Genomic DNA, 20,503 nt, shown 5'->3' with positions numbered 1-20,503 from the left:
TTCGAGGCGAGGGGGCGGCGCCGCGCAGGGCTCCGGCGCGGGCGGGCGCGCGCGGCTCTGCGGCGCTACCGGGCTGGCGGGTCGAGCACCGGGCTCGGTCCGGCGCCGGCCCCTCGGCGCGGCACTCTACCCCGGTCGGCGCCGCAGGGTTGCAACTTATGCAACGTCGCGTGGTGAATTTTTCGCCCGTTCGTTATGAACAGCTGGATTCGGGCGGGAGCGTCAGCGGCCCGGGGCGACGTCCTGCTCGTACGGCGTCGCCGTATGCGCCACCTGCCGGAAGGGCTCGAACATCGTGTCGAACCGGCGCACCTCCGCAGGCCGGCGGATGCCCTGGTGCTCACAGGCCGAGCCGACCGAGCAGCTCGCGCAGCAGTACTTCCTGCCCGCCATGATATGCGGCGGCGACGTGTAGACTGCATGGCAGCGGATGCAGCGCTGCGGCTCGGCGTTCGTCATCGGGGCTCCCCGCTGGTGCGATTCGCCCCTCATTCTGCCGAGCGCTCGCGCTCCGCGAAAGCCAACCCCGCGCAGGTGACCATGGTCAGGATCAATCGCGTGTATACCCGCGCCGGCGACACCGGCACGACGGCGCTCGGCGGCGGCCAGCGCGTCCCCAAAGAGAGCCTCCGCATCGACGCGTACGGCACGGTCGATGAGCTGAACAGCGTCATCGGCGTTGCCGTCGCGGCCGGCCTCCACCCCTCGATGCGGGAGCGCTTCCACATCATCCAGCAGGTGCTCTTCAACCTCGGGTCAGACCTCTGCATCCTCGAGGAGGACAAGGAGCGGCTGCCCGTGCCCCGCATCGAACCCCGGCACGTCGAGCAGCTGGAGCAGTGGATCGACGAGTGGAACGAGGAGCTGGAGCCGCTGACCAGCTTCATCCTCCCCGGCGGCGACCTCGCCGCCGCGCAGCTCCACGTCGCCCGGACCGTCTGCCGCCGCGCGGAGCGGGGCGTGATCGCACTCTCGCGTCAGGAACCCGTCGGGGCGCAGGTCATCCCCTACCTCAACCGCCTCTCTGACTTCCTGTTCGTGGCCGCCCGCTACCAGGCGAAGCTCGCCGGCATCGGCGACATCACCTGGGACAGCCGGAAGTATTGAGGAGGCGGCAGATGGGACGGTTCGACGGAAAGATCGGGTTCGTCACGGGCGGCGGCACCGGGATCGGGTTCGCCTGCGCGCGCGCCATCGCGGAAGGCGGCGGACGCGTGATCATCGCCGGGAGGCGCGAGCAGGTCCTGCGCGAGGCCTGCGGCCGCCTCGGCCCGGCGTCGAGCTTCGCCGTATGCGACGTCGCGAGCGACAGCTCGGTCGCCGCAGCATTCGAACGCGTCGAGCGCGAGTTCGGCGCCCTCCACCTCGCCGTGAACGCCGCCGGCACCGGCACCGTCGGCAGCGTGCTGAACGGGCCGGTCAGCGAGTTCGTCCGCGTTCTCGACACGAACCTCACCGGCGTCTACCGCGTCATGCAGCACGAAGCGCGGCTGATGGCAGCCTCCGGCGGCGGCAGCATCGTCAACATCAGCTCCATCGCGGGCACCCACACCCACCGCTGGATGACGGCCTACTGCGCCGCGAAGGCGGGCCTCAACATGCTCACCCGCTGCGCGGCCGACGACCTCGGCGAGCTGGGCATCCGGGTGAATGCCGTCGCGCCGGGCCTCGTGCCGACCGACCTCGCCGCCGGGCTCGTCGCCAACGACGAGACCGTCGCGGAGTACCTCCGGCGGATGCCGCTCGGGCGGCTCGGCACGACCGACGACATCGCGCAAGCGGTCGCCTTCCTGCTCAGCGACGAATCCAGCTGGATTACGGGGATGGTGGTCGCGGCAGACGGCGGCCACCACCTCCGCCAGGGGCCCGACCTGCTCCACCAGTTCCGGCCGATGTTCAGCGCCGCGGGCGGTTCGTCAACGAACGGCGCTTGACACCGGGTGACAGCTCCCTACGCTTAGCGTTCCCGGCAGCCCCCACACCTACCGGCCGGGAAACAAGGAGTTCGAAACATGGCGGATCTCAAGGAAGCGGCAGAACAGTTCGCGAAAGACCTCGTCAACCAGAACATTGCCGGCCTGATGATGGCCTTCACCCCGAACGGGATGGGCCAGGCGATGGCGCTCCAGTCCCAGATGCAGGCCGCGGGCGGCCCGCAGCCGACGGGCACCCCGACCGTGACCGTCGAGCTCCAGGGCCAGGACGGCGATGACCACCTCGTCGACATCGTCATGTCCTCCGACGCCGGCTCCCGGACCATCGCGACCCGGTGGAAGGACGTCGCCGGCTCCTGGAAGGTCGACGGCATCTCCCTCAAGGCCTGACGTCCGCGCGAAGCGCATGACCGCGAAGGGCCGCCCGCACGTGGGCGGCCTTTCCTGTTTCGCCGCGCCGACTTGCTAAGGTAATGGCGATGGCATCGACACTGACGGGCGCGCGCCCCCTGCCCTGGCCCCAGCGCATCCGCCGCTTCGTCGATGTCGGGTGGACGTTCGTCGTCATCTACCTCACCTACAAACGGCTGCAGAAGTTCCCGGCGAAGGACCCCGCCGAGCGCGAGCGCCGGCTTTCCAACGCCCACCTCTCCGCCGCCCGCCGGATTTACGCCCTCGCGACGCGGATGGAGGGCCTGCTCATCAAAACGTGCCAGTTCATCTCGAGCCGCGCCGACGTTGCCCCGCCCGAGTACATCAGCGTGCTCAGCCGGCTGCAGGACCGCGTGCCGGCGCGGCCGTTCCGGGAGGTCGCTGAGCAGGTCCGCCGTGAACTCGGCGCGCACCCCGATGCGATCTTCGCCGAGTTCAGCCGCGCGCCCATCGCCTCCGCGTCGCTCGCCCAGGTCCACCGCGCGAAGACGCGGGACGGGCACGACGTCGCCGTCAAGGTGCAGTACCCCGGCATCGACCGCGTGCTCGAGACGGACCTTCGCAACATCTCGATCCYGGTCCGCATCCTCGCCCGGATCGAACCGAACTTCGATTTCCGCGTCATCATGCAGGAGCTCAACCGGCAGATTCCGCGGGAGCTCGATTTCGTCCTCGAAGGGCAGAGCGCCGAGCGGGTCGCGCGCGACCTCGCCCACCGCCCGGACATCCGCATCCCGAAGGTGTACTGGGAGTACACCGCCCGCCGCGTCCTCACCACCGAATTCATCGAGGCGACGAAGATTTCCGACATCCCGGCGCTCGTCGCCCAGGGCATCGACCCGAACCGCGTCGCCCTCATCATGACGGAGGCCTACTGCGAGCAAATCCTCGTGCACGGCTATTTCCACGCCGACCCGCACCCGGGGAATCTGCTCGTGCTGCCCGGGCCGGTCGTCGTCTTCCTCGATTTCGGCCTTTCGAAGGAGCTGCCGGAGGACTTCCGCCTGAATTATGCCCGGCTCGTCGTGGCCATGCTGCGGCAGGACGAGGAGGAGATGGTCCGCGCCTTCCGGGCCATCGGCTTCAAGACGAAATCGGACGACCCCGAATCGCTCATCGCCCTCGGCAAGTCGTTCTTCGAAGCCGCCGGGCCCGACCAGAAGCCGTATATCGACGCCGACGTGATGCCGGAAGTGAACGAACGGCTGGCCCGCATCCTCAATGCCAACCCGGTCACGGAAATCCCCGGCGACATCCTGCTCATCTTCCGCGTGCTGGGGCTCATGAGCGGCCTGCAGAAGCGGCTCGACAGCCGGGTGAACATGTTCGAGACCATCACGCCCTACGCCGAGGAGCAGGCGCGGCTGCTCGACCCCCGGCCGGCCGGCGAAGCCGCCGGCTGACCTGCAGCGGGCCTACATCAGCCAGTCGGCGATGGCCCGGAAGAGTCCTGTCGCGCTGTCCCAGCCGAGGTAGAGGAGCGCCGCCGCCTGCACGGCTACCACGAGCGCGAGGGCCCCGACGAGCACGTTCCCGGCGATGGTTCGCCGCCGCTGCGCCGCCCGCGCCTCCCGCTCGAGCCGCTCCAGCTCCGACCGGAAGAAGGCGCGGTCGTACTCCCGCCGCAGCTCGGGCTTGGAAAGCACGGCGTACGCTTCGTTCAGCCGCTGCATCGCCTCGCGCGCCGACTCGTCGTACTGCGACTGGCGCATCAGGTCGTCGGAGAGGCGCGCGTAGGCGGCTTCGATGCCGGCGAGGTCGGCCTTCGGCGGCAGGTTGAGAATCGAGTAGTAGTCGACGAGGCGTGAGTCGGCCATCGCATGCCTCCCTACAGGAATAAGACGGCAGGCAGACCGGAAAGATGAGGCCGGGGCGATGTCAGGAGGGGCAGGCGAGCCCGGTGATGTAGTAGCGCACCTGCCGGAGCGGCGTCTCCCGGTCGATCGGGGCGCCTCCAAAAACGTGCGCGAGGATGAACATGTTCATGATCCCGGTGATGGCCGTCGCGCAGAGCGGCACCGAGTCCTGCCGGAGCTGCCCCGACGCCATCCCGCGCGCGAGGATTTCATCGAGCGGCAGCCGCACCCGCTCCCCCAGCGCCTGCGAAAACTCCGCCATCGGCACGCCGCCGAGCCCGAATACCTCGCGCAGGACGAGGGCGATGATCTCCTCCTGCTGGAGGAAGTAGTCGAGATACCGTTCACAGTACGCCAGCACCTGCTCGGTGACTGGCGCCTCGGCCGGCAGGCGGGCGCGGATGGTCTCGGCCATCTCCTCGAGGATCTGCCGGACGATGCCCGCATACAGCCCCTCTTTCGAGCCGAAGTAGTAGTAGATCATCGGCTTCGTCGTGCCGGCATCCTCCGAGACTTCCCGCAGCGACGTAGCGGCATACCCCTTCTGCGAGAAATGGCGCAGCGCGCTCGCGAAAATGCGGTCGCGAACGTCGGGCTCTTTCGACCTGGTCGGGGCCAGGGGTCGACGACACGGTGAAACTCCGGGTAGAGGTTCGGAAGCTGCAGGTAGCGCGAGTATACGGCCGGCGGGCGGCAGGGTCATGCGCCGGCGCTGGCGCAGGCAGGGGCGCGGGTGTATCCTGCGAGAAACCCTTTAAGGTGGTCCCGTGAGGCCGCCAAGGGAGGAGGTGCCGGCATGCCCGGCGTCAGGATTGCGAGCATCTGCGCCTTCTCCGTCAGCCGGGGGAGGCGTTTTTCGTGAGCGCCGCCCGCTACCTCGGCCCGGAAGAAATCAGCCGCACCATCCGCCGGCTCGGCCATGAAATCATCGAGAGCAACCGCGGCACGGCAGACCTCGTGCTCGTCGGCCTCCTCTCGCGCGGCTACCCGCTCGCGCGCCGCCTCGCTGCCGCGATCCGCGAGTTCGAAGGCGTCGACGTGCCGGTCGGGTCGCTCGATATCGGCCTCTACCGCGACGACGTAGCCCGCCGCGGCGCCCCGCCGCCGGTCCGGCCTTCGGACATCCCGGTGCCCATCGACGGCAAGACGGTCGTCCTCGTCGACGATGTGCTGTTCACGGGCCGCTCGGCGCGGGCCGCGCTCGATGCCCTGCTCGATTTCGGGCGGCCGGCCCGGGTGCGGCTCTGCGTGCTCATCGACCGCGGCCACCGGGAGCTCCCTATCCGGCCGGATTTCGTGGGGAAGAACATCCCCACGGCGCTCGTCCAGCGTGTGCGCGTCCGCCTCAGCGAGACCGACGGCGAAGACGCCGTCTACGTGTACGGGGAGGAGGCCGCCAGTGCTTGACGCCCCGCCTGCAGCGTCCGCCAGCGCCGAAGGCACGGCCTGGACCCGGAAAGACCTGCTCGATACCGACACGCTCACCCGGGCCGAGATCGACCTCATCCTCGAGACGGCGCGCGCCATGCGGGAAGTCCGCTCCCGGCCGGTCTCCAAGGTCTCCACGCTGCGCGGCACGACCGTGGCGACCCTGTTCTACGAGCAAAGCACGCGCACGCGCGCGAGCTTCGAAGTCGCGGCGAAGGCGCTCGGCGCCGACGTCGTGAACCTGACGGCGTCGGGCTCGTCGGTCGAAAAAGGCGAGACCCTCATCGATACGGTCCGGACGCTCGAAGCCATCGGCACGGACGTCATCGTCATGCGCCACCACCGCTCGGGCGCGCCGCATCTTGCCGCCCGGCACACCAGCGCAGCCATCATCAACGGCGGCGACGGCACCCACGCGCACCCGACCCAGGCGCTCCTCGACCTGTTCACGATGACCGGGCGCCTCGGTTCGCTGGAAGGCCGCAAGGTCATCATCGTCGGCGACATCCTCCACTCCCGGGTCGCCCGCTCGAACGCGTGGACGCTCCTCAAGTACGGCGCTGATGTCACGTTCTGCGGGCCCGCCACCCTGCTGCCGCGGCACTTCGTCCCCGCGGTCGACGGGCGCCGCTGCGCGGTAACGACGGACCTCGATGCCGCCATCGAAGACGCCGACGTCGTCATGGCGCTCCGCATGCAGAAGGAGCGCCAGCAGCGCGGGCTCATCCCCTCCCTCCGCGAGTACATCGCCCGCTACCAGGTCAACGCGGCGCGGCTCCGCAAGGCGAAGCCCGGTGCCCTCCTGATGCACCCCGGTCCGATGAACGAAGGCATCGAGCTCTCACCAGAGGTCGCCCACGGCGCGCAATCTCTCATCGAAGAGCAAGTCGCCAACGGAGTCGCCGTCCGCATGGCGCTGCTCTACCTCATCGCCGCGAGGAGCCGAACATGACCGACCGCATCCTGGTCCGCGGCGGACGGGTCATCGACCCCGCGCGCGGCGTCGATGGCGTTCTGGATGTCCTTGTCGAAAGCGGATATGTCGCCGATATCCGCTCGCGCATCGATGCGGCCGGGGCCCGCGTCATCGACGCGGCCGGGTGCGTCGTCGCGCCGGGTTTCGTTGACCTGCACGCCCACCTCCGCGAGCCGGGCTTCGAACAGAAGGGCACGATTGCGACCGAGACCGAAGCGGCGCTGCGCGGCGGCTTCACCACCATCTGCGCGATGCCCAATACCCGGCCTGCGCCCGACTGCGGGCCGGTGCTCGAGAGCATCGCCGATCGGTTCCGGCGCGACGGCCGCGTCCGCATCCTCCCCATCGGCTGCATCACCCGCGGGCGCGAGGGGCGGGAGCTCGCCGAGCTCGCAGAGCTGGCGGCAGGCGGCGTCATCGCCTTCAGCGATGACGGCAGCCCGGTCGCCGACCCGCGGCTCATGCGGAACGCGCTCGCGCTCGCGGGGGCGCTCGGCCTGCCGCTCTCCGAGCACTGCGACAGCCCCGAGATGCACACCGGCGGAGCGATGAACGAGGGGGCAGTGAGCGAGCGGCTCGGGCTGAGCGGCCAGCCGGCCGCGGCCGAGGCCGCCGCCATCGCGCGAAACATCGAACTCGCAGCGGCGGCCGGCGCGCGCCTCCATATCGCCCACGTCACGACCGCCCGCGGCGTCGAACTCATCGCTGAAGCGAAACAGCGCGGCCTGCCCATCACCTGCGAGGTCACGCCGTCCCATCTCTTCCTCACCGAAGATGCCGTGGCTGGCGGCGGCCCCGAACCGGCCTACGACACGAACGCAAAGATCAACCCGCCGCTCCGGACCGAGGCCGACCGGCGCGCCCTGCTGGCCGCGCTCGACGACGGCATCATCGACGCCATCGCTACCGACCACGCCCCGCACGCCATCGAGGACAAGCTGCTGGAATTCGAAGACGCCGCCTTCGGCATCAGCTGCTTCGAATCGGCGGCATCGTCGCTGCTCACCCTCGCCGCGCGCGGCGAGCTTCGGCTCGAGCGGATGGTGCAGGCGCTCACCAGCGCCCCGGCCGCCTGCTTTGGCATCGACCGGCGCATCCCGGGGGCCGGGCGGCTCGAGCCCGGCGTTTCACGCGACCTCGTCATCCTCGATCCGGCCGCCGAGGTCACCGTGGACCCTGCGCGCTGGGCTTCGAAAGGCAAGAACACGCCGCTCGCCGGGCAGCGCCTCCGCGGGGCCGTCCGGGCGGTCATCTTCGACGGAACGCTCGCTTGGGAGCGGGAGGGTGCGCATGTCTGATGCCTGGCTCGTCCTCGCCGACGGGACCGCCTACCGCGGCCGGGCGGCCGGAGCGCCTGGCCGCGCCGACGGCGAGGTCGTCTTCAACACCTCGATGACGGGCTACCAGGAGATGCTGACCGACCCCTCCTACGCCGGCCAGCTCCTGGTGCTCACCTACCCGCTCATCGGCAACTACGGCATCGACGAGCGCGTCGAGGAGTCTGCCCGCATCCAGCCGACCGGGCTCATCGTCCGGCAGGCGACCGACCAGCCGAGCCATCTCCGCTCGCACCAGACGCTGCGTGAGTACCTCGAGGCCCGCGGCGTGGTCGCCATCGACGGCGTGGACACGCGCGCGGTCACGCGCCGCATCCGCCGGCACGGCGTCATGCTCGGCACGATCACCACGGACGAGACCCCCGAACAGGCGCTCGCGCGGGTGCGCGACCTGCCGGGCTACGACGACATCAACTGGGTCGATTCCGTCACCACGCCGCGGGTGTACGACTGGTCGGTGCCGCTCGGGGAAGGGCGTTACCGGGTGGCGCTGCTCGACGGCGGCGTCAAGCGGAACATCATGCGGCTCCTCGAGCGGCGCGGCTGCTCCGTCCGCGTCTTCCCGGCAGGGACGCCCGCGGCCGACATCCTCGCCCTCCACCCCGACGGCGTCTGCCTTTCGCCGGGCCCCGGCGACCCGCGGCTCCTCGACTCCATGGTGCGCGAAGTGCGCCAGCTCATCGGGCGGGTGCCGGTGTTCGGCATCTGCCTCGGGCACCAGGTGGCGGCCCGGGCACTCGGCGCGGGGACGTTCAAGCTGCCGTTCGGCCACCGCGGCGGCAACCACCCGGTCAAGGACCTCGTGTCCGGCCACGTGACGATCACCGCCCAGAACCACGGCTACGCGGTCGACCCGGACGGGCTCGACGCCAGCGCGTTCGTGAGCCACATCAACCTGAACGACGGCACGGTCGAGGGCATCGCCTCGCGGACCGACCCGCTCATGACCATCCAGTACCACAGCGAAGCCTGCCCCGGCCCGCTGGACAACGAATACATCTTCGACCGCTTCATCGAGATGATGGCGGCCGTCAAAGGAGGGGTTCGATGACGCGCGCGACGGAGATTCGCCGGGCAACCGCCGCCGATGCCGAGGGCATCGCGGCCATCCTGCGGGGCATGGGCTCCGAAAACGTCGGGCTCGAAGGCCCGTTCGACGCCGGCCGGGTCGAGGCGTGGCTCCGGCGGCTGGGCGACGACGGCGCGCTGTTCGTCGCCTATGACGGCAGCATCCCGGTCGCGTTCGGCGCCCTCGATTTCGACACCGCCGAACCGGGCACCGGCCTCCTCGGCGTTTGGGTGCTGCCGGACCACCGGCGGCGCGGCATCGCGACCGACCTCGCCGAGGCGATCCTCGAGTTCGCGCGGCAGCACGGCTACAAGCGCATCCGCGGGCGGCTGCCGGAAGGCAACGAGCCTGCGCTCAGCTTCCTCTCGAGCATCGGCGCGATGGTGCCGCTGCGGAACCCGAACATGCGCTTCGAGCTGCCGCTCTGAGATGCGAGCCGCCGCAGGGAGCCCGGGCATGACCATCCGCCGGCGCAACAACGCACCGATCCGCCCGCGTCCCGGCGCGCCGGCCGCGGCCGACTTCGCGTTCGCGTTCGGCAGCGCGGCGCTGGTGATGGCCGCGATCTTCGGCATCGCCAGCTTCACCGGCCCGGGCTTCGCCGGCGGCAAGGCGGGGGCCGACCTGGCGCGGCTGTTCGCCGTTTCGCTCGGCATCGCCGCCGTTTGCAGCCTGCTCATCGGCGCGCTCCTTGCCGCCGGCGCGGCCGATGCCGCGGGTCACATCGTCGCACCGGCCGCTCTCGGCGCTGCCATCGGCGCCCTCGAGGCGCTCCTGCTCCTCGAAGCGCGCGTCGCGCTGCTCCCCCTGCCGCTCGCCCTGCTGCTCTTCGTCCCGCTGCCGGTGCGCCGCATCCTGCGCGGCGGGCGGGGGCGCTGACCATGCGCACCGCACTTCCCGGGAACCCGCGCCGCGCGCGGGGCGTCCCCGGCCGAATTACGCGAATCGACCTCACCGGGAGATGGAATCGTTGAAACCTTCGAGCGTCCTCATCATCGGGTCCGGGCCGATCGTCATCGGGCAGGCCGCGGAGTTCGACTACGCCGGCACGCAGGCCTGCAAGGCGATGCGCGAGGAGGGCGTGCGCAGCATCCTCGTCAACTCCAACCCGGCGACGATCATGACGGACCTCGATATCGCTGACGCCGTCTACATCGAACCGCTCACGGTCCCGGTGCTCGAACGGATCATCGCCCGCGAGCGGCCGGAGGGGCTCCTGCCCACCCTCGGCGGCCAGACCGGCCTCAACCTCGCCGTCGAACTCTCGAAGGCCGGCATCCTCGAGAAGTACGGCGTGCGGCTGCTCGGCACCCCGCTCGACGCCATCCGCCGGGCCGAGGACCGCGAGCTCTTCCGCGAAATGCTGGCGAAGCTCGGCGAGCCGGTCCTCGAGAGCGAAATCTGCCACACCGTGGAAGAGTGCGTGGCCGCAGCGGAGAAGATCGGCCTCCCGGTCGTCATCCGGCCCGCCTACACCCTCGGCGGAACCGGCGGCGGCATGGCCTTCACGATGGACCAGCTGCGGGCCGTCGCAGCGTCGGGCCTCGCCGCCAGCCCCATCACGCAGGTGCTCGTCGAAAAGAACCTCCTCGGCTGGAAGGAGGTCGAGTACGAGGTGATGCGCGACGGGGCCGGAAACTGCATCACCATCTGCAACATGGAGAACATGGACCCGATGGGGGTCCACACCGGCGACTCGATCGTCGTCGCCCCCTCCCAGACGCTGAGCGACAAGGACTACCAGATGCTCCGCTCGGCGGCGCTCCGCATCATCTCCGAGCTCGGCATCGAAGGCGGCTGCAACGTCCAGTTCTCGCTTGCGCCGCGCAAGGACGTCTGCGACTGGCGCGGCGACCCGGATGCGCCGCTTCCCTATTACGTCATCGAAGTGAACCCCCGCGTGAGCCGCTCCTCGGCGCTCGCCTCGAAGGCCACCGGCTACCCGATCGCCCGCGTCGCGGCAAAAATCGCCTGCGGGCGGACGCTCGACGAAATCCCCAACGCCGTTACGAAGAAGACGACCGCGGCGTTCGAACCCGCGCTCGATTATGTCGTGGTCAAAATCCCGCGGTGGCCGTTCGACAAGTTCGCTCTCGGCGACCGGACGCTCGGGACCCAGATGAAGGCGACCGGCGAGGTGATGGCCATCGACCGGACCTTCGAGGCCGCGCTGAACAAAGCCGTCCGCTCGCTCGAAGTCGGCGGGCGCAGCCTGCTCTGGGAGCGGCCGGAGTGGCGGGACGCCGCCGAAATCCCGGTCCACGCGACGGACGAGCGGCTCTGGGCGCTGATGGCCGCCCTCCGCCGGGGCGAAGACATCCTCGACCTCAGCCGCCGCTCCCGCGGGGTCGACCCGTGGTTCCTCGAGCGGCTGCAGAACATCGTCCGGATGGAGCGCCGGCTGCTCGAGGAGCCGCTCCACCCCGACCTCCTCCGCGAAGCGAAGCGGATGGGCTTCAGCGACGAGATGGTCGGGCAGCTCGCGGACCGCCTGCCCGAGCAGATCCGCGCGCTCCGCCACGAATGGGGCATCCGGCCCGTTTACAAGATGGTCGACACGTGCGCGGCCGAGTTCGACGCCGAGACGCCCTACTTCTACAGCACCTACGAGCAGGAGAACGAAGCCCTCCCGGAGGAAGGCCGCGGCGCCCTCGTCGTCGGCAGCGGCCCCATCCGCATCGGCCAGGGCATCGAGTTCGACTACGCCAGCGTCCACGCCGCGTGGGCGCTGCAGGGCGCCGGCCTCCGGGCCATCATGGTCAACTCCAACCCGGAGACCGTGTCCACCGACTTCGACACGTCCGACCGGCTCTACTTCGAGCCGCTGGACGAAGAGGCCATCCGGGACATCATCGAGAACGAGGCCGAAGGCCCGGCCGGCACCCCGCCCAGCATCGTGCAGTTCGGCGGCCAGACGGCCATCAACGTCGCGGGGCCGCTCCGCCGGGCGGGCCTCCCGATCATCGGCTCCGACGCCGAGGCGATCGACATCGCCGAGGACCGGCGCCGGTTCGAACGGTTCCTGCAGGACCTCGGCATCCCCCAGCCGCCGGGCGCCGCCATCACCACGCTCGAAGAAGCGATGAAGACCGCCCAGCAGATCGGCTATCCGGTGCTCGTCCGTCCCTCCTATGTCCTCGGCGGCCGGGCGATGGAGATCGTCCAGAACGCGACCGAGCTGGTCACCTTCGTCGGCGCCGCGGCCGAAGTCGCCGCCGGCAAGCCGATCCTCATCGACAAGTTCCTCGAGGGCGCCGAAGTCGAAGTCGACGCCATCTGCGACGGCGAGCGCGTGCTCGTGCCGGGCATCATGGAGCACATCGAGCGCGCAGGCGTCCACTCGGGCGACTCGATGGCCGTCTACCCGCCCGTTCACCTCGACGACGAGGAGAAGGCCGTCATCGTCGACTACACGCGGCGGATCGTCCTCGGGATGGGCGCCATCGGCCTCACCAACATCCAGTACGTCGTGCTGCCGCGGAAGGCCGGTGAGGCGCCGCGCGTCTTCGTGCTCGAAGTGAACCCGCGCGCGAGCCGCACGGTCCCCTTCCTCTCGAAGGTCACTGGCGTGCCGATGGTGCAGCTCGCCGTCGGCGCGATGCTCGGCCGGAAGCTCGCCGAGCAGGGCTACCCGGACGGCCTCTGGCCGGAGCGCAGCCTGTACGCCATCAAGGCGCCGGTCTTCTCGATGTCGAAGCTCACCGGGGTCGATACCTACCTCGGCCCCGAGATGAAGAGCACCGGCGAGGTGATGGGCGTCGACCGGACGTTCGAAGGGGCGCTCGCGAAGGCGCTCATCGCGGCCGACCTCGCCCTCCCGCCGAAGGCCTCGATCCTCCTCAGCATCTCGGACCGGACGAAAGCTGACGCCCTGCCGCTCATCCACCAGCTCGCCGAGGCCGGCTACCGGCTCTACGCCACCGAAGGCACGAGCCGCATGATCGCCGCCCTCGGCCTGCCCGTCACGACGGTCACGAAGGTGCTCAGCGGGGGCCACCCGAACGTGGTGGACGTCATCATGGACGGGACGGTGCAGTGCGTCATCAACACGCCCGAGGGGCGGATGACCGGTTCGCTGCGCGACGGCTTCCACATCCGCCGGGCCGCTGCCGAACGGCGCATCCCCTGCTTCACCAGCATCGACACGGCGCGGGCAGCCATCCAGGCGCTCGCCCGGCCCGCCGATTACGACGTCGCGACGGTGCGGGAGTACCTCGGTGCAGATTGAGGACGCCGTCATCCTCGAGACCCGCCCCGCGTGGGAGGGCGCGTACATCACCTGGTTCCATGCGCCGTCGCTCAGCCGCGGCGTCGAACCCGGGCAGTTCGTGATGGTCCACTGCAGCCGCGAGCGGACCGACCCGATGTTCGCCCGCGCCTTCAGCTACTACCGCGCGGAGGGCGAGCGGTTCGCGCTCTGCTACGCCGTCGTCGGCCGGGGCACCCGCTGGCTGAGCGAGCAGCCGCCGGGCACGCCGGTCCGCGCGTACGGTCCGCTCGGGCGCGGCTTCCGCCTGCCCGCGGCGCCGTCGAACCTGCTCCTCATCGGGGGCGGCGTCGGCATCGCGCCGCTGGTCGAGACGGCCTGGCAGGCGGTCGCGGCCGGCCACCACGTCGTCGCCATGATGGGCGCCCGCTCAGCGGCCCACCTGCTCCCGGCCTCGGAATGGCCGCGCGAGGTGGAGTACGTCGTCGTCACCGAAGACGGCTCCGCCGGGCCGCGGGGGTTCGTGACCGCGCACCTCGGCAGCTACCAGGCGTGGGCGAACCGCATCTACGCCTGCGGTCCGAACGCGATGTTCCAGTCGCTCGCCGATACCCTGCGCGGCAACGGCCGTCGGCAGTCGCCCGAAATCCTGATGGAGGAGAACATGCCCTGCGGCTGGGGCATGTGCTACGGCTGCGCCATCTTCACCCGGCACGGCGTCCGGCTCTGCTGCAAGGACGGCCCGCGGTTCAACCTGTTCGACGTCTTCTAGCCGGGCCGCCCGGCAGCCTGGAGCGCCCCGCGCAGGAGCTGCAGCGCCCGCTCGGCGATCTGCGCCATCACCTCGACCCGCGAACCGGGGAAGACGTGCTCCTCGGTCACCGTGCCGCCCGGGCCGGCGAGCGCGATGACCACCGAGCCGACGGGCTTCGGCGAACGGCGGCTCCCCTGCGGCCCGGCGATGCCGCTTTCGGCCAGCGCCCAGGCGCAGCCGAGCGCGCCGCGCAGTCCTTCGGCCGTGGCCGCGACCCAGGGCGCGCTTACCGCCCCGTGCTGACGCGCAATGTCGACGTCGAGACCCAGCTGCGTCCAGCGGTGGGCGCCCGCATAGGGAATGATGCCGCCGTCGTACCAGCGCGATGCGCCGGGCACGCTGAGCATCCGCACGCTGATGAGCCCCCCGGCCGTGGTCTCGGATACGGCCACCTTCTCGCTGCGCGCGACGAGCAGTTCGCCGATTTCGGCAGCGAGCGCATCGTGTTCGAGCGGAAACCCGGGCATCCATCCGCCTTTCGCCGCCCCGGCCGGGCGGGCCTGCTATTCTTCCGGCCATGCCGGAGTACCAAGTCAAGATTGTGGACGCGTTCACCACTCGGCGCTACGCAGGCAACCCCTGCGGCGTCGTCACCCGCGCCGACGGACTCAACGACGACCAGATGCAGGCGATCGCGCGGGAACTGAACGCGAGCGAAACCGCGTTCGTTCTCCCGTCGCGGCGGGCGATGTTCCGCGTCCGCTTCTTCACCCCGGCGAAGGAGATCCCGCTCGCAGGCCACCCCACCATCGCGACGATGCACGCGCTCGTCGAAGAAGGCCGCATCGATCTTTCCGGCGGCCCGGTGCGCGTGACGCAGGAGCTGAGCATCGGGCTCCTGCCGGTCGACATCGCCCTCGACGCCGAACGGAACGTCCGGGTGGTGATGACGCAGGGCCGGCCGGAATTCGGCCGGCGGCTCGACCGCAGCGTCATCGCCGACGCGCTGGGCATCGCGCCGTCGGACATCCTCGCGGACGCGCCGGTGCAGGTCGTCTCGACCGGCACGCCGCAGGCGATGGTGCCGGTGCGCTCGCTCGAAGTCCTCCGCCGGCTGCGGCCGAACTATCAGCACCTCGGCGACCTCGAGGAGGTGGGCCACTACTTCAGCACGCACGTCTTCTGCCTCGAAGCCATGGAGCCGGGGCATCGAGCCCATGCGCGGCACTTCGCCGCCAGCGCCGGCGTCCCGGAGGACCCGGTCACCGGCAGCGCGACCGGCGCGATGGCCGCCTACCTGTGGAAATACGGCCTCGTCCGCGAGCCCCGGTACACCGTCGAGCAGGGCCACCTCATGGGCCGGCCGGGGCTCGTCGAGGTCGAGGTCGATGCGGAGGGCGACGAACCGGTCGGCATCCGCATCGCCGGGACGGCGGTGACGGTGCTGCGCGGCACAATCGCCGTGTGAGGCCCGCCRCGCGCCGCCGGGCGTTCTGCTAGGCTCGAACCGGATGGACGCTGCCGACCTCGAGGCGGTGGAAGCGGAGCTGCTGGACGCGGCGTTCGCCGGCTGCCGCCCCGTCTGGTACTCCTCGAACTACGTCTTCCTCGCGCAGCTTCGCAGCCGGGGCCGCGAACTCCTCGCCATCTACAAGCCGCGCGACGGCGAAACGCCGCTCTGGGATTTCCCCCACGGCACGCTCTACCGACGGGAAGCGGCCGCCTACCGCCTTGCCAAGCTCCTGCGCTGGCCGGTCGTCCCGCCGACGGTCATCCGCGAGGGACCGTCCGGCATCGGCTCCGTCCAGCTCTTCATCGAGCACGACCCGGAGCGCCACTTTTTCGTGCAGCGCGATGACCCGGCCCTCTGGCCGCAGCTCCAGCGGCTCTGCCTGTTCGACGCCATCGCAAACAACGCCGACCGAAAGGGCGGCCACTGCCTCCTCGACGCGTCGGGACACATCTGGGGCATCGATAACGGGCTCTGTTTCCACGAGCAGGAGAAGCTGCGCAGCGTCATCTGGGATTGGGCCGGCGAACCGATCCCGCCGGACCTGCTGGCCGACCTCGAAGCGGCGGCCGCGCGGCTCGACGAGCGCAGCGGCGACGCGGAAGCCCTGCGCGGGCTCCTCACCGAAGCCGAATTCCGCGCCGCCGCCCGCCGGCTCGGCCGGCTGATCGCGCGGCGGACCTTCCCGGTGCCCGGGGCCGCCCGCCACTACCCGTGGCCGCTCGTGTAAGGCTGCAGCCCCCGCTCCCTTGCGCCCGCTCAACCCCCATTCGTAATGTGTACGGCGCCCCCGGAGGGCCAGCTCGCAGGGAGGTTTCACGATGTTCCCCAGCACGATGATGGACTTGCCGCTGACGGTGCAGAGCATCTTTTGGCGGGTCGAGCGGCTCTTCTATGACAAACCGGTCGCGACCTACACCGAATCGGGCGACGCCGTCCGTTCGACCTACGGCGAGCTCGCGCGCAACGTCCACCGGCTCGCCAGCGCGCTCGCGAAGGAAGGGGTGAAGGAAGGCACGCGGGTGGCGACCTTCGGCTGGAATACGCAGCGCCACCTCGAGTGCTACTTCGCCATCCCCTGCATGGGCGCCGTGCTCCACACGCTCAACGTCCGGCTCTTCGCCGACCAGCTCGAGTACATCATCAACCACGCGCAGGACGAGGTGATCTTTTGCGACCGGTCCGTCCTGCCCATCCTCGAAGGGCTGGCCGGCAAGATCCCGACCGTCCGCCTCGTCGTGCTGATGAACGAGGGGCCGGAGCCGACCGGCAAGCTTCCCCGCACGGTCGACTACTTCGACTTCCTCGCCTCCGGCGATGACCATTTCGCCTGGCCGGCGATCGATGAGCGGGCCGCCGCGGCCATGTGCTACACCTCGGGCACGACCGGCAACCCGAAGGGCGTCGTCTACAGCCACCGGTCGACGATGATCCACTCGCTCGTGGCGGCCCTGCCTGATTCGGTGAACATTTCGGAAGTCGACACGCTCATGTACGCGGTACCGATGTTCCACGCCAACGCCTGGGGCTTGCCCTATGCCGCCGCGAATGCCGGCGCCTCGCAGGTCTTCTCCGACCGCTTCCTCGACGCGGAGCGCGTGGTCAATCTGCTCGACCGCGAAGGCGTCACCATCTCGGCCGGCGTCCCCACCGTCTGGCTGCCCGTCCTGAACCTGCTCGATCAGACCGGCAGGAAGCTGCCGAAGCTCCAGCGCGTCCTCTGCGGCGGCTCGGCGGCCCCGCCCGCCCTCATCGCGGGGCTGCGCCGGCACGGCGTCCGCCTCGTGCACGCGTGGGGCATGACGGAGACGTCGCCGCTCGCCTCGCTCACCCGCATCCGCTCCACGATGCAGGGCGCCAGCGAAGAGGAGCAGCTCGCGGTCATGGCCAAGCAGGGCGTCATCGTGCCGACGCTCGAATGGCGCATCGTCGACCTCGAAACGGGGAAGGAGCAGCCCTGGGACGGGAAGTCCATCGGCGAGCTGCAGATCCGCGGCCCCTACATCACCGGCACGTACTACAACGACCCGACGGCATCCGAGAAGTTCATGGACGGCTGGCTGCGCACGGGCGACGTCGCGACGATCGACCCGCTGGGCTACGTGCAGCTCGTGGACCGGACGAAGGACCTCGTGAAGTCCGGCGGCGAATGGATCTCGTCCGTCGAGCTCGAGAACCTCATCATGGCCCACCCGAAGGTGCTCGAAGCCGCCGTCGTCGGCCTGCCCCACCCGAGGTGGCAGGAGCGGCCCGTCGCCGCGGTCGTCCCGAAGCCGGAGTTCAAAGGCCAGCTCACCGCCGACGAGATTCGCGATTACCTCTCGGAGAAGGTCGCCAAGTGGTGGCTGCCGGACGAGGTCGTGTTCCTCGATGCGCTCCCCCGCACGAGCGTCGGCAAGTTCGCCAAGAACCAGCTGCGCGATCAGCTCGCGGAGGTCGCGAGCCGCTGGGCGGCTTCGCCTGCCGGGTGAAACGGCCCGTGGAGGATGAGCCGGGCCCGGCGCAGCAGCCGTCTCTCAGCCGGTCCGCGGCCGGACCTGGTGCGTCCCTGGTGAGCCGGCCCCGTGCGTGAAGCCCCCGCCGAGGCCCCGCACGGCATCCTCACGACGCGCATGGTCGGACAGCGGCGCCGCCCCGCCGTCAGCAGCGGCGTCGCCCGGCTGGCCGTCGGTTTCGGCCTCATCCTCCTCGTCGGGACGCTCATCCTCTGCACGCCGGCGGCGTCCGAAAGCCGCACGTGGGTCCACCCGAAAGACGCACTGTTCACCGCCGTCTCCGCCATCTGCGTCACCGGTCTCACCGTCGTCGACACCCCCACCCACTGGAGCGCGCTCGGGGAGGTGGTCATCCTCGTGCTCATCCAGGTCGGCGGCCTCGGCTACATGGTCGGCACCACGGTCGTCATGTGGGCGCTCGGCCGCCAGATCGGCATCCGCGACCGCAACATGCTGCGGCTCTACTACGGCGCGCCCAGCATGCATGAGACGTTTTCGTTCGCGCGGAGCGTCGCCGTGTTCACCTTCGTCGCCGAGGCAGCCGGGGCCGTCATCCTCTGGGGCGCCTTCCGCGGCGAAGGGGTGCCCTCCGGGCAGGCGGCGTGGTGGGGCATCTTCCACTCCGTCTCCGCGTTCAACAACGCCGGGTTCAGCCTCACCGGGCGGGACATGACGCCGTACACCGGCAACCCGGTCATCCTCGGCACGCTCATCGTGCTCATCGTGCTCGGCGGCATCGGCTTCCTGCCGGTGGTGAATCTCATGCGACGGCGCTCCTTCGCCCGCCTGCCGCTCGATAACAAGCTGATCTACATCACGAGCGCCGCCCTGCTCGTCTCCGGCATGCTCTTCACTGCGGCGGTCGAGTGGAACAACCAGCGCACCCTCGGCGCCCTCGACCCGGTCGAACGCCCGCTAGTCGCGCTCTTCCAGAGCACCAGCGCCCGGACTGCCGGCTTCAGCGCCATCGACATGTCAGGCCTGCACGACCAGACGAAGCTCGCAACCATCGGCCTGATGTTCGTCGGCGCGGCGGCCGGCTCCACCGGCGGCGGCCTGAAGGTCGGCGCGTTCTCGCTGCTGTTCGCCGTCATGGTGGCGACCATCCGGGGCGCGGATGAGGTCTCCGCGTTTCGCAAACGCATCCCCCAGGCCGTCATCCAGCAGGCGACGACGCTGGCGCTCTACCACGTCGCCCTGCTGTTCGGCTTCGGCCTCGCCCTGACGTTTACGGTCGACCGGCCGTTCATCGACATCCTCTTCGAGGCACAGTCCGCGATCTCGACGGTCGGCCTCTCGACGGCCGGCACGGTCAATTTCGGCGCGGACGGTCACCTCGTGCTGATCCTCGCGATGCTCGCCGGGCGCTTCAGCCCGGTCATGCTCGTGCTCTACATGACCCGGCCGCGCCGGAAAGTCCCCTACCATCACCCCATCGACAGCGTGAGGTTGAGCTAGCCATGAACGTCGCCATCCTCGGCCTGGGCCGGTTCGGTTCGCAGCTGGCGGAAGAGCTCGTCGCCATCGGCGTCGAAGTCCTCGCCGTCGACCGGGACGACGCGCGCGTCAACGAACTCGCCGAGACGGCGACGCTCGCCGCGGCGGGCGACCTCACCGATTTCGAGTTCCTCCAGAGCCTCGCGCTGGGCGACTACGACGCCGTCGTCGTGGCCATCGGCTCCGATATCGCGACCTCCGTGCTGCTGACGCTGACGCTCAAGCGGCGGCTCTCGCTGAAGCACGTGGTGGCCAAGGCGAGCACGAACGACCATGCGGAAGCGCTGCGGCTGGCCGGCGCAGACCTCGTCGTGTCGCCGGAACAGGAGGCGGCCATCCGGCTGGCGCACACGCTCGGGCCCTCCAGCCACCTGCAGGAGTACCTTTCGCTGGGCCCGACCTACGGCGTCGCGAAGCTGCAGGCGCCCATCACTGCCGTCGGCCGGACGATCGGTTCGCTCGAGGCGTTCACCCGGCACAACGTCGTGCTCCTGGCCATGGTGCGGAATGACCTCGTGACGTTCCGGCCCGACCGCGACGTCATCGTCGAGGACGGCGATGTCTGGCTGATCGCAGGGGAAGACGAGCAGCTGCGGAAGGCCGGCAGCTAGCCGCCGGGCGGCGCGGTGATGGTTGCCGAGCAGGGATTCGAACCCCGACCATAGGCTCCAAAGGCCCGTGTGCTACCGTTACACCACTCGGCATTGCCGGGAATCGCGCGGGCTGTGCCGCTGGTGCCGAAGGTGGGATTCGAACCCACACGAGCTTGCACTCAGCGGTTTTTGAGACCGCCGCGTCTGCCATTCCGCCACTTCGGCTCCCGTCGCCATCATACCCGGCCCGGGCAAAAGAAACGCCCGCCGAAACGGCGGGCGGGTTGCGCGGTTGGAGCGGAAGACGAGGTTCGAACTCGCGACCTCCTCCTTGGCAAGGAGGCGCTCTACCACTGAGCTACTTCCGCCTGGCAGTTGGAAGTATACCACGGCCCGGCCATGCGCCAAGAGCCGG

Annotated in this window: 21 protein-coding genes and 3 tRNA genes; 17 read left to right on the top strand and 7 right to left on the bottom strand. The window is 70.0% G+C overall.

Annotated features, from left to right (window positions below):
- Window positions 1–222: 222 nt before the first annotated feature.
- The gene (locus O0235_RS13225; RefSeq protein ID WP_270056248.1) at window positions 223–459 is read right to left on the bottom strand and encodes a hypothetical protein; all 237 of its coding nucleotides are present in this window, start codon (window positions 457–459) and stop codon (window positions 223–225) included.
- A gap of 81 nt (window positions 460–540) precedes the next feature.
- On the opposite strand from O0235_RS13225, the gene O0235_RS13220 reads away from it, so the two are divergent.
- The 4 genes from O0235_RS13220 to O0235_RS13205 all read left to right on the top strand — a co-directional run bounded on the left by O0235_RS13220 (window position 541) and on the right by O0235_RS13205 (window position 3,769).
- Window positions 541–1,107 (top strand): cob(I)yrinic acid a,c-diamide adenosyltransferase, encoded by a 567-nt coding sequence (locus O0235_RS13220; protein WP_373324324.1) that lies wholly within the window; start codon window positions 541–543, stop codon window positions 1,105–1,107.
- Window positions 1,108–1,118: 11 nt separating this feature from the next.
- Window positions 1,119–1,934, top strand: a complete 816-nt coding sequence (locus O0235_RS13215; RefSeq protein WP_270056246.1) for an SDR family NAD(P)-dependent oxidoreductase — start codon at window positions 1,119–1,121, stop codon at window positions 1,932–1,934.
- A 78-nt stretch (window positions 1,935–2,012) separates the two neighbouring features.
- Entirely contained in the window at window positions 2,013–2,324 is a 312-nt protein-coding gene (locus tag O0235_RS13210) for a hypothetical protein (RefSeq protein WP_270056245.1), read from the top strand.
- Between the two features lie 89 nt (window positions 2,325–2,413).
- Window positions 2,414–3,769 carry an ABC1 kinase family protein gene (locus tag O0235_RS13205; RefSeq protein ID WP_270056244.1) on the top strand — a complete coding sequence of 452 codons (1,356 nt, stop codon included), beginning with the start codon at window positions 2,414–2,416 and terminating at the stop codon, window positions 3,767–3,769.
- A 12-nt stretch (window positions 3,770–3,781) separates the two neighbouring features.
- On the opposite strand, the gene O0235_RS13200 is transcribed toward O0235_RS13205, so the two are convergent.
- Window positions 3,782–4,183 (bottom strand): J domain-containing protein, encoded by a 402-nt coding sequence (locus tag O0235_RS13200; RefSeq protein ID WP_270056243.1) that lies wholly within the window; start codon window positions 4,181–4,183, stop codon window positions 3,782–3,784.
- Window positions 4,184–4,244: 61 nt separating this feature from the next.
- Entirely contained in the window at window positions 4,245–4,925 is a 681-nt protein-coding gene (locus O0235_RS13195) for a TetR/AcrR family transcriptional regulator (RefSeq protein ID WP_270056242.1), read from the bottom strand.
- A gap of 155 nt (window positions 4,926–5,080) precedes the next feature.
- Here O0235_RS13195 and pyrR point away from each other — a divergent pair, with 155 nt between their 5' ends.
- The 8 genes from pyrR to O0235_RS13155 all read left to right on the top strand — a co-directional run bounded on the left by pyrR (window position 5,081) and on the right by O0235_RS13155 (window position 14,011).
- Window positions 5,081–5,629 (top strand): bifunctional pyr operon transcriptional regulator/uracil phosphoribosyltransferase PyrR, encoded by a 549-nt coding sequence (pyrR, locus tag O0235_RS13190; RefSeq protein WP_270056241.1) that lies wholly within the window; start codon window positions 5,081–5,083, stop codon window positions 5,627–5,629.
- Window positions 5,622–6,602, top strand: a complete 981-nt coding sequence (locus tag O0235_RS13185) for an aspartate carbamoyltransferase catalytic subunit (RefSeq protein ID WP_270056240.1) — start codon at window positions 5,622–5,624, stop codon at window positions 6,600–6,602. Before pyrR ends, O0235_RS13185 begins: the two co-directional genes overlap by 8 nt.
- Window positions 6,599–7,924 (top strand): dihydroorotase, encoded by a 1,326-nt coding sequence (locus O0235_RS13180; RefSeq protein ID WP_270056239.1) that lies wholly within the window; start codon window positions 6,599–6,601, stop codon window positions 7,922–7,924. Before O0235_RS13185 ends, O0235_RS13180 begins: the two co-directional genes overlap by 4 nt.
- Entirely contained in the window at window positions 7,917–9,014 is a 1,098-nt protein-coding gene (gene carA / locus O0235_RS13175; protein ID WP_270056238.1) for a glutamine-hydrolyzing carbamoyl-phosphate synthase small subunit, read from the top strand. The genes O0235_RS13180 and carA overlap by 8 nt, the downstream gene beginning before the upstream one ends.
- Complete coding sequence (locus O0235_RS13170) at window positions 9,011–9,460, top strand: GNAT family N-acetyltransferase (protein ID WP_270056237.1); 450 nt, start codon at window positions 9,011–9,013, stop codon at window positions 9,458–9,460. Before carA ends, O0235_RS13170 begins: the two co-directional genes overlap by 4 nt.
- Before the next feature lie 28 nt (window positions 9,461–9,488).
- On the top strand, window positions 9,489–9,911 hold the full coding sequence (locus O0235_RS13165; RefSeq protein ID WP_270056236.1) for a hypothetical protein: 423 nt from the start codon (window positions 9,489–9,491) through the stop codon (window positions 9,909–9,911).
- Between the two features lie 82 nt (window positions 9,912–9,993).
- Complete coding sequence (gene carB, locus O0235_RS13160) at window positions 9,994–13,260, top strand: carbamoyl-phosphate synthase large subunit (protein WP_270056235.1); 3,267 nt, start codon at window positions 9,994–9,996, stop codon at window positions 13,258–13,260.
- Window positions 13,250–14,011 (top strand): iron-sulfur cluster-binding protein, encoded by a 762-nt coding sequence (locus tag O0235_RS13155; protein ID WP_270056234.1) that lies wholly within the window; start codon window positions 13,250–13,252, stop codon window positions 14,009–14,011. Before carB ends, O0235_RS13155 begins: the two co-directional genes overlap by 11 nt.
- Here the strand turns inward: O0235_RS13155 and O0235_RS13150 are convergent.
- Window positions 14,008–14,520 (bottom strand): CinA family protein, encoded by a 513-nt coding sequence (locus tag O0235_RS13150; protein WP_270056233.1) that lies wholly within the window; start codon window positions 14,518–14,520, stop codon window positions 14,008–14,010. The two genes, O0235_RS13155 and O0235_RS13150, sit on opposite strands and share 4 nt — an antisense overlap.
- A 50-nt stretch (window positions 14,521–14,570) precedes the next feature.
- On the opposite strand from O0235_RS13150, the gene O0235_RS13145 reads away from it, so the two are divergent.
- From O0235_RS13145 to O0235_RS13125, 5 genes are all read left to right on the top strand, one after another.
- A complete protein-coding gene (locus tag O0235_RS13145) occupies window positions 14,571–15,461 on the top strand; it encodes a PhzF family phenazine biosynthesis protein (RefSeq protein ID WP_270056232.1) in 891 nt (296 codons plus the stop codon).
- Between the two features lie 43 nt (window positions 15,462–15,504).
- Window positions 15,505–16,233, top strand: a complete 729-nt coding sequence (locus O0235_RS13140; RefSeq protein ID WP_270056231.1) for an SCO1664 family protein — start codon at window positions 15,505–15,507, stop codon at window positions 16,231–16,233.
- Between the two features lie 91 nt (window positions 16,234–16,324).
- Entirely contained in the window at window positions 16,325–17,974 is a 1,650-nt protein-coding gene (locus tag O0235_RS13135) for a long-chain fatty acid--CoA ligase (protein ID WP_270056230.1), read from the top strand.
- Window positions 17,975–18,067: 93 nt separating this feature from the next.
- Window positions 18,068–19,456, top strand: coding sequence for a TrkH family potassium uptake protein (locus O0235_RS13130; protein WP_270056229.1), 1,389 nt, complete (start codon window positions 18,068–18,070; stop codon window positions 19,454–19,456).
- A gap of 2 nt (window positions 19,457–19,458) precedes the next feature.
- A complete protein-coding gene (locus O0235_RS13125; RefSeq protein ID WP_270056228.1) occupies window positions 19,459–20,106 on the top strand; it encodes a potassium channel family protein in 648 nt (215 codons plus the stop codon).
- Between the two features lie 19 nt (window positions 20,107–20,125).
- Here O0235_RS13125 and O0235_RS13120 read toward each other — a convergent pair.
- From O0235_RS13120 to O0235_RS13110, 3 genes are all read right to left on the bottom strand, one after another.
- Window positions 20,126–20,199: transfer RNA gene (locus tag O0235_RS13120), tRNA-Gln, on the bottom strand.
- A gap of 28 nt (window positions 20,200–20,227) precedes the next feature.
- A tRNA-Leu gene (locus O0235_RS13115) sits at window positions 20,228–20,313 on the bottom strand.
- A gap of 68 nt (window positions 20,314–20,381) precedes the next feature.
- A tRNA-Gly gene (locus O0235_RS13110) sits at window positions 20,382–20,456 on the bottom strand.
- Window positions 20,457–20,503: the final 47 nt, after the last annotated feature.

The organism is Tepidiforma flava, from assembly GCF_027594505.1.
GTDB lineage: Bacteria > Chloroflexota > Dehalococcoidia > Tepidiformales > Tepidiformaceae > Tepidiforma > Tepidiforma flava.
The sequence above is the reverse complement of the archived record's forward strand: the minus strand, read 5'-3'. Positions and strand labels throughout refer to the sequence as shown.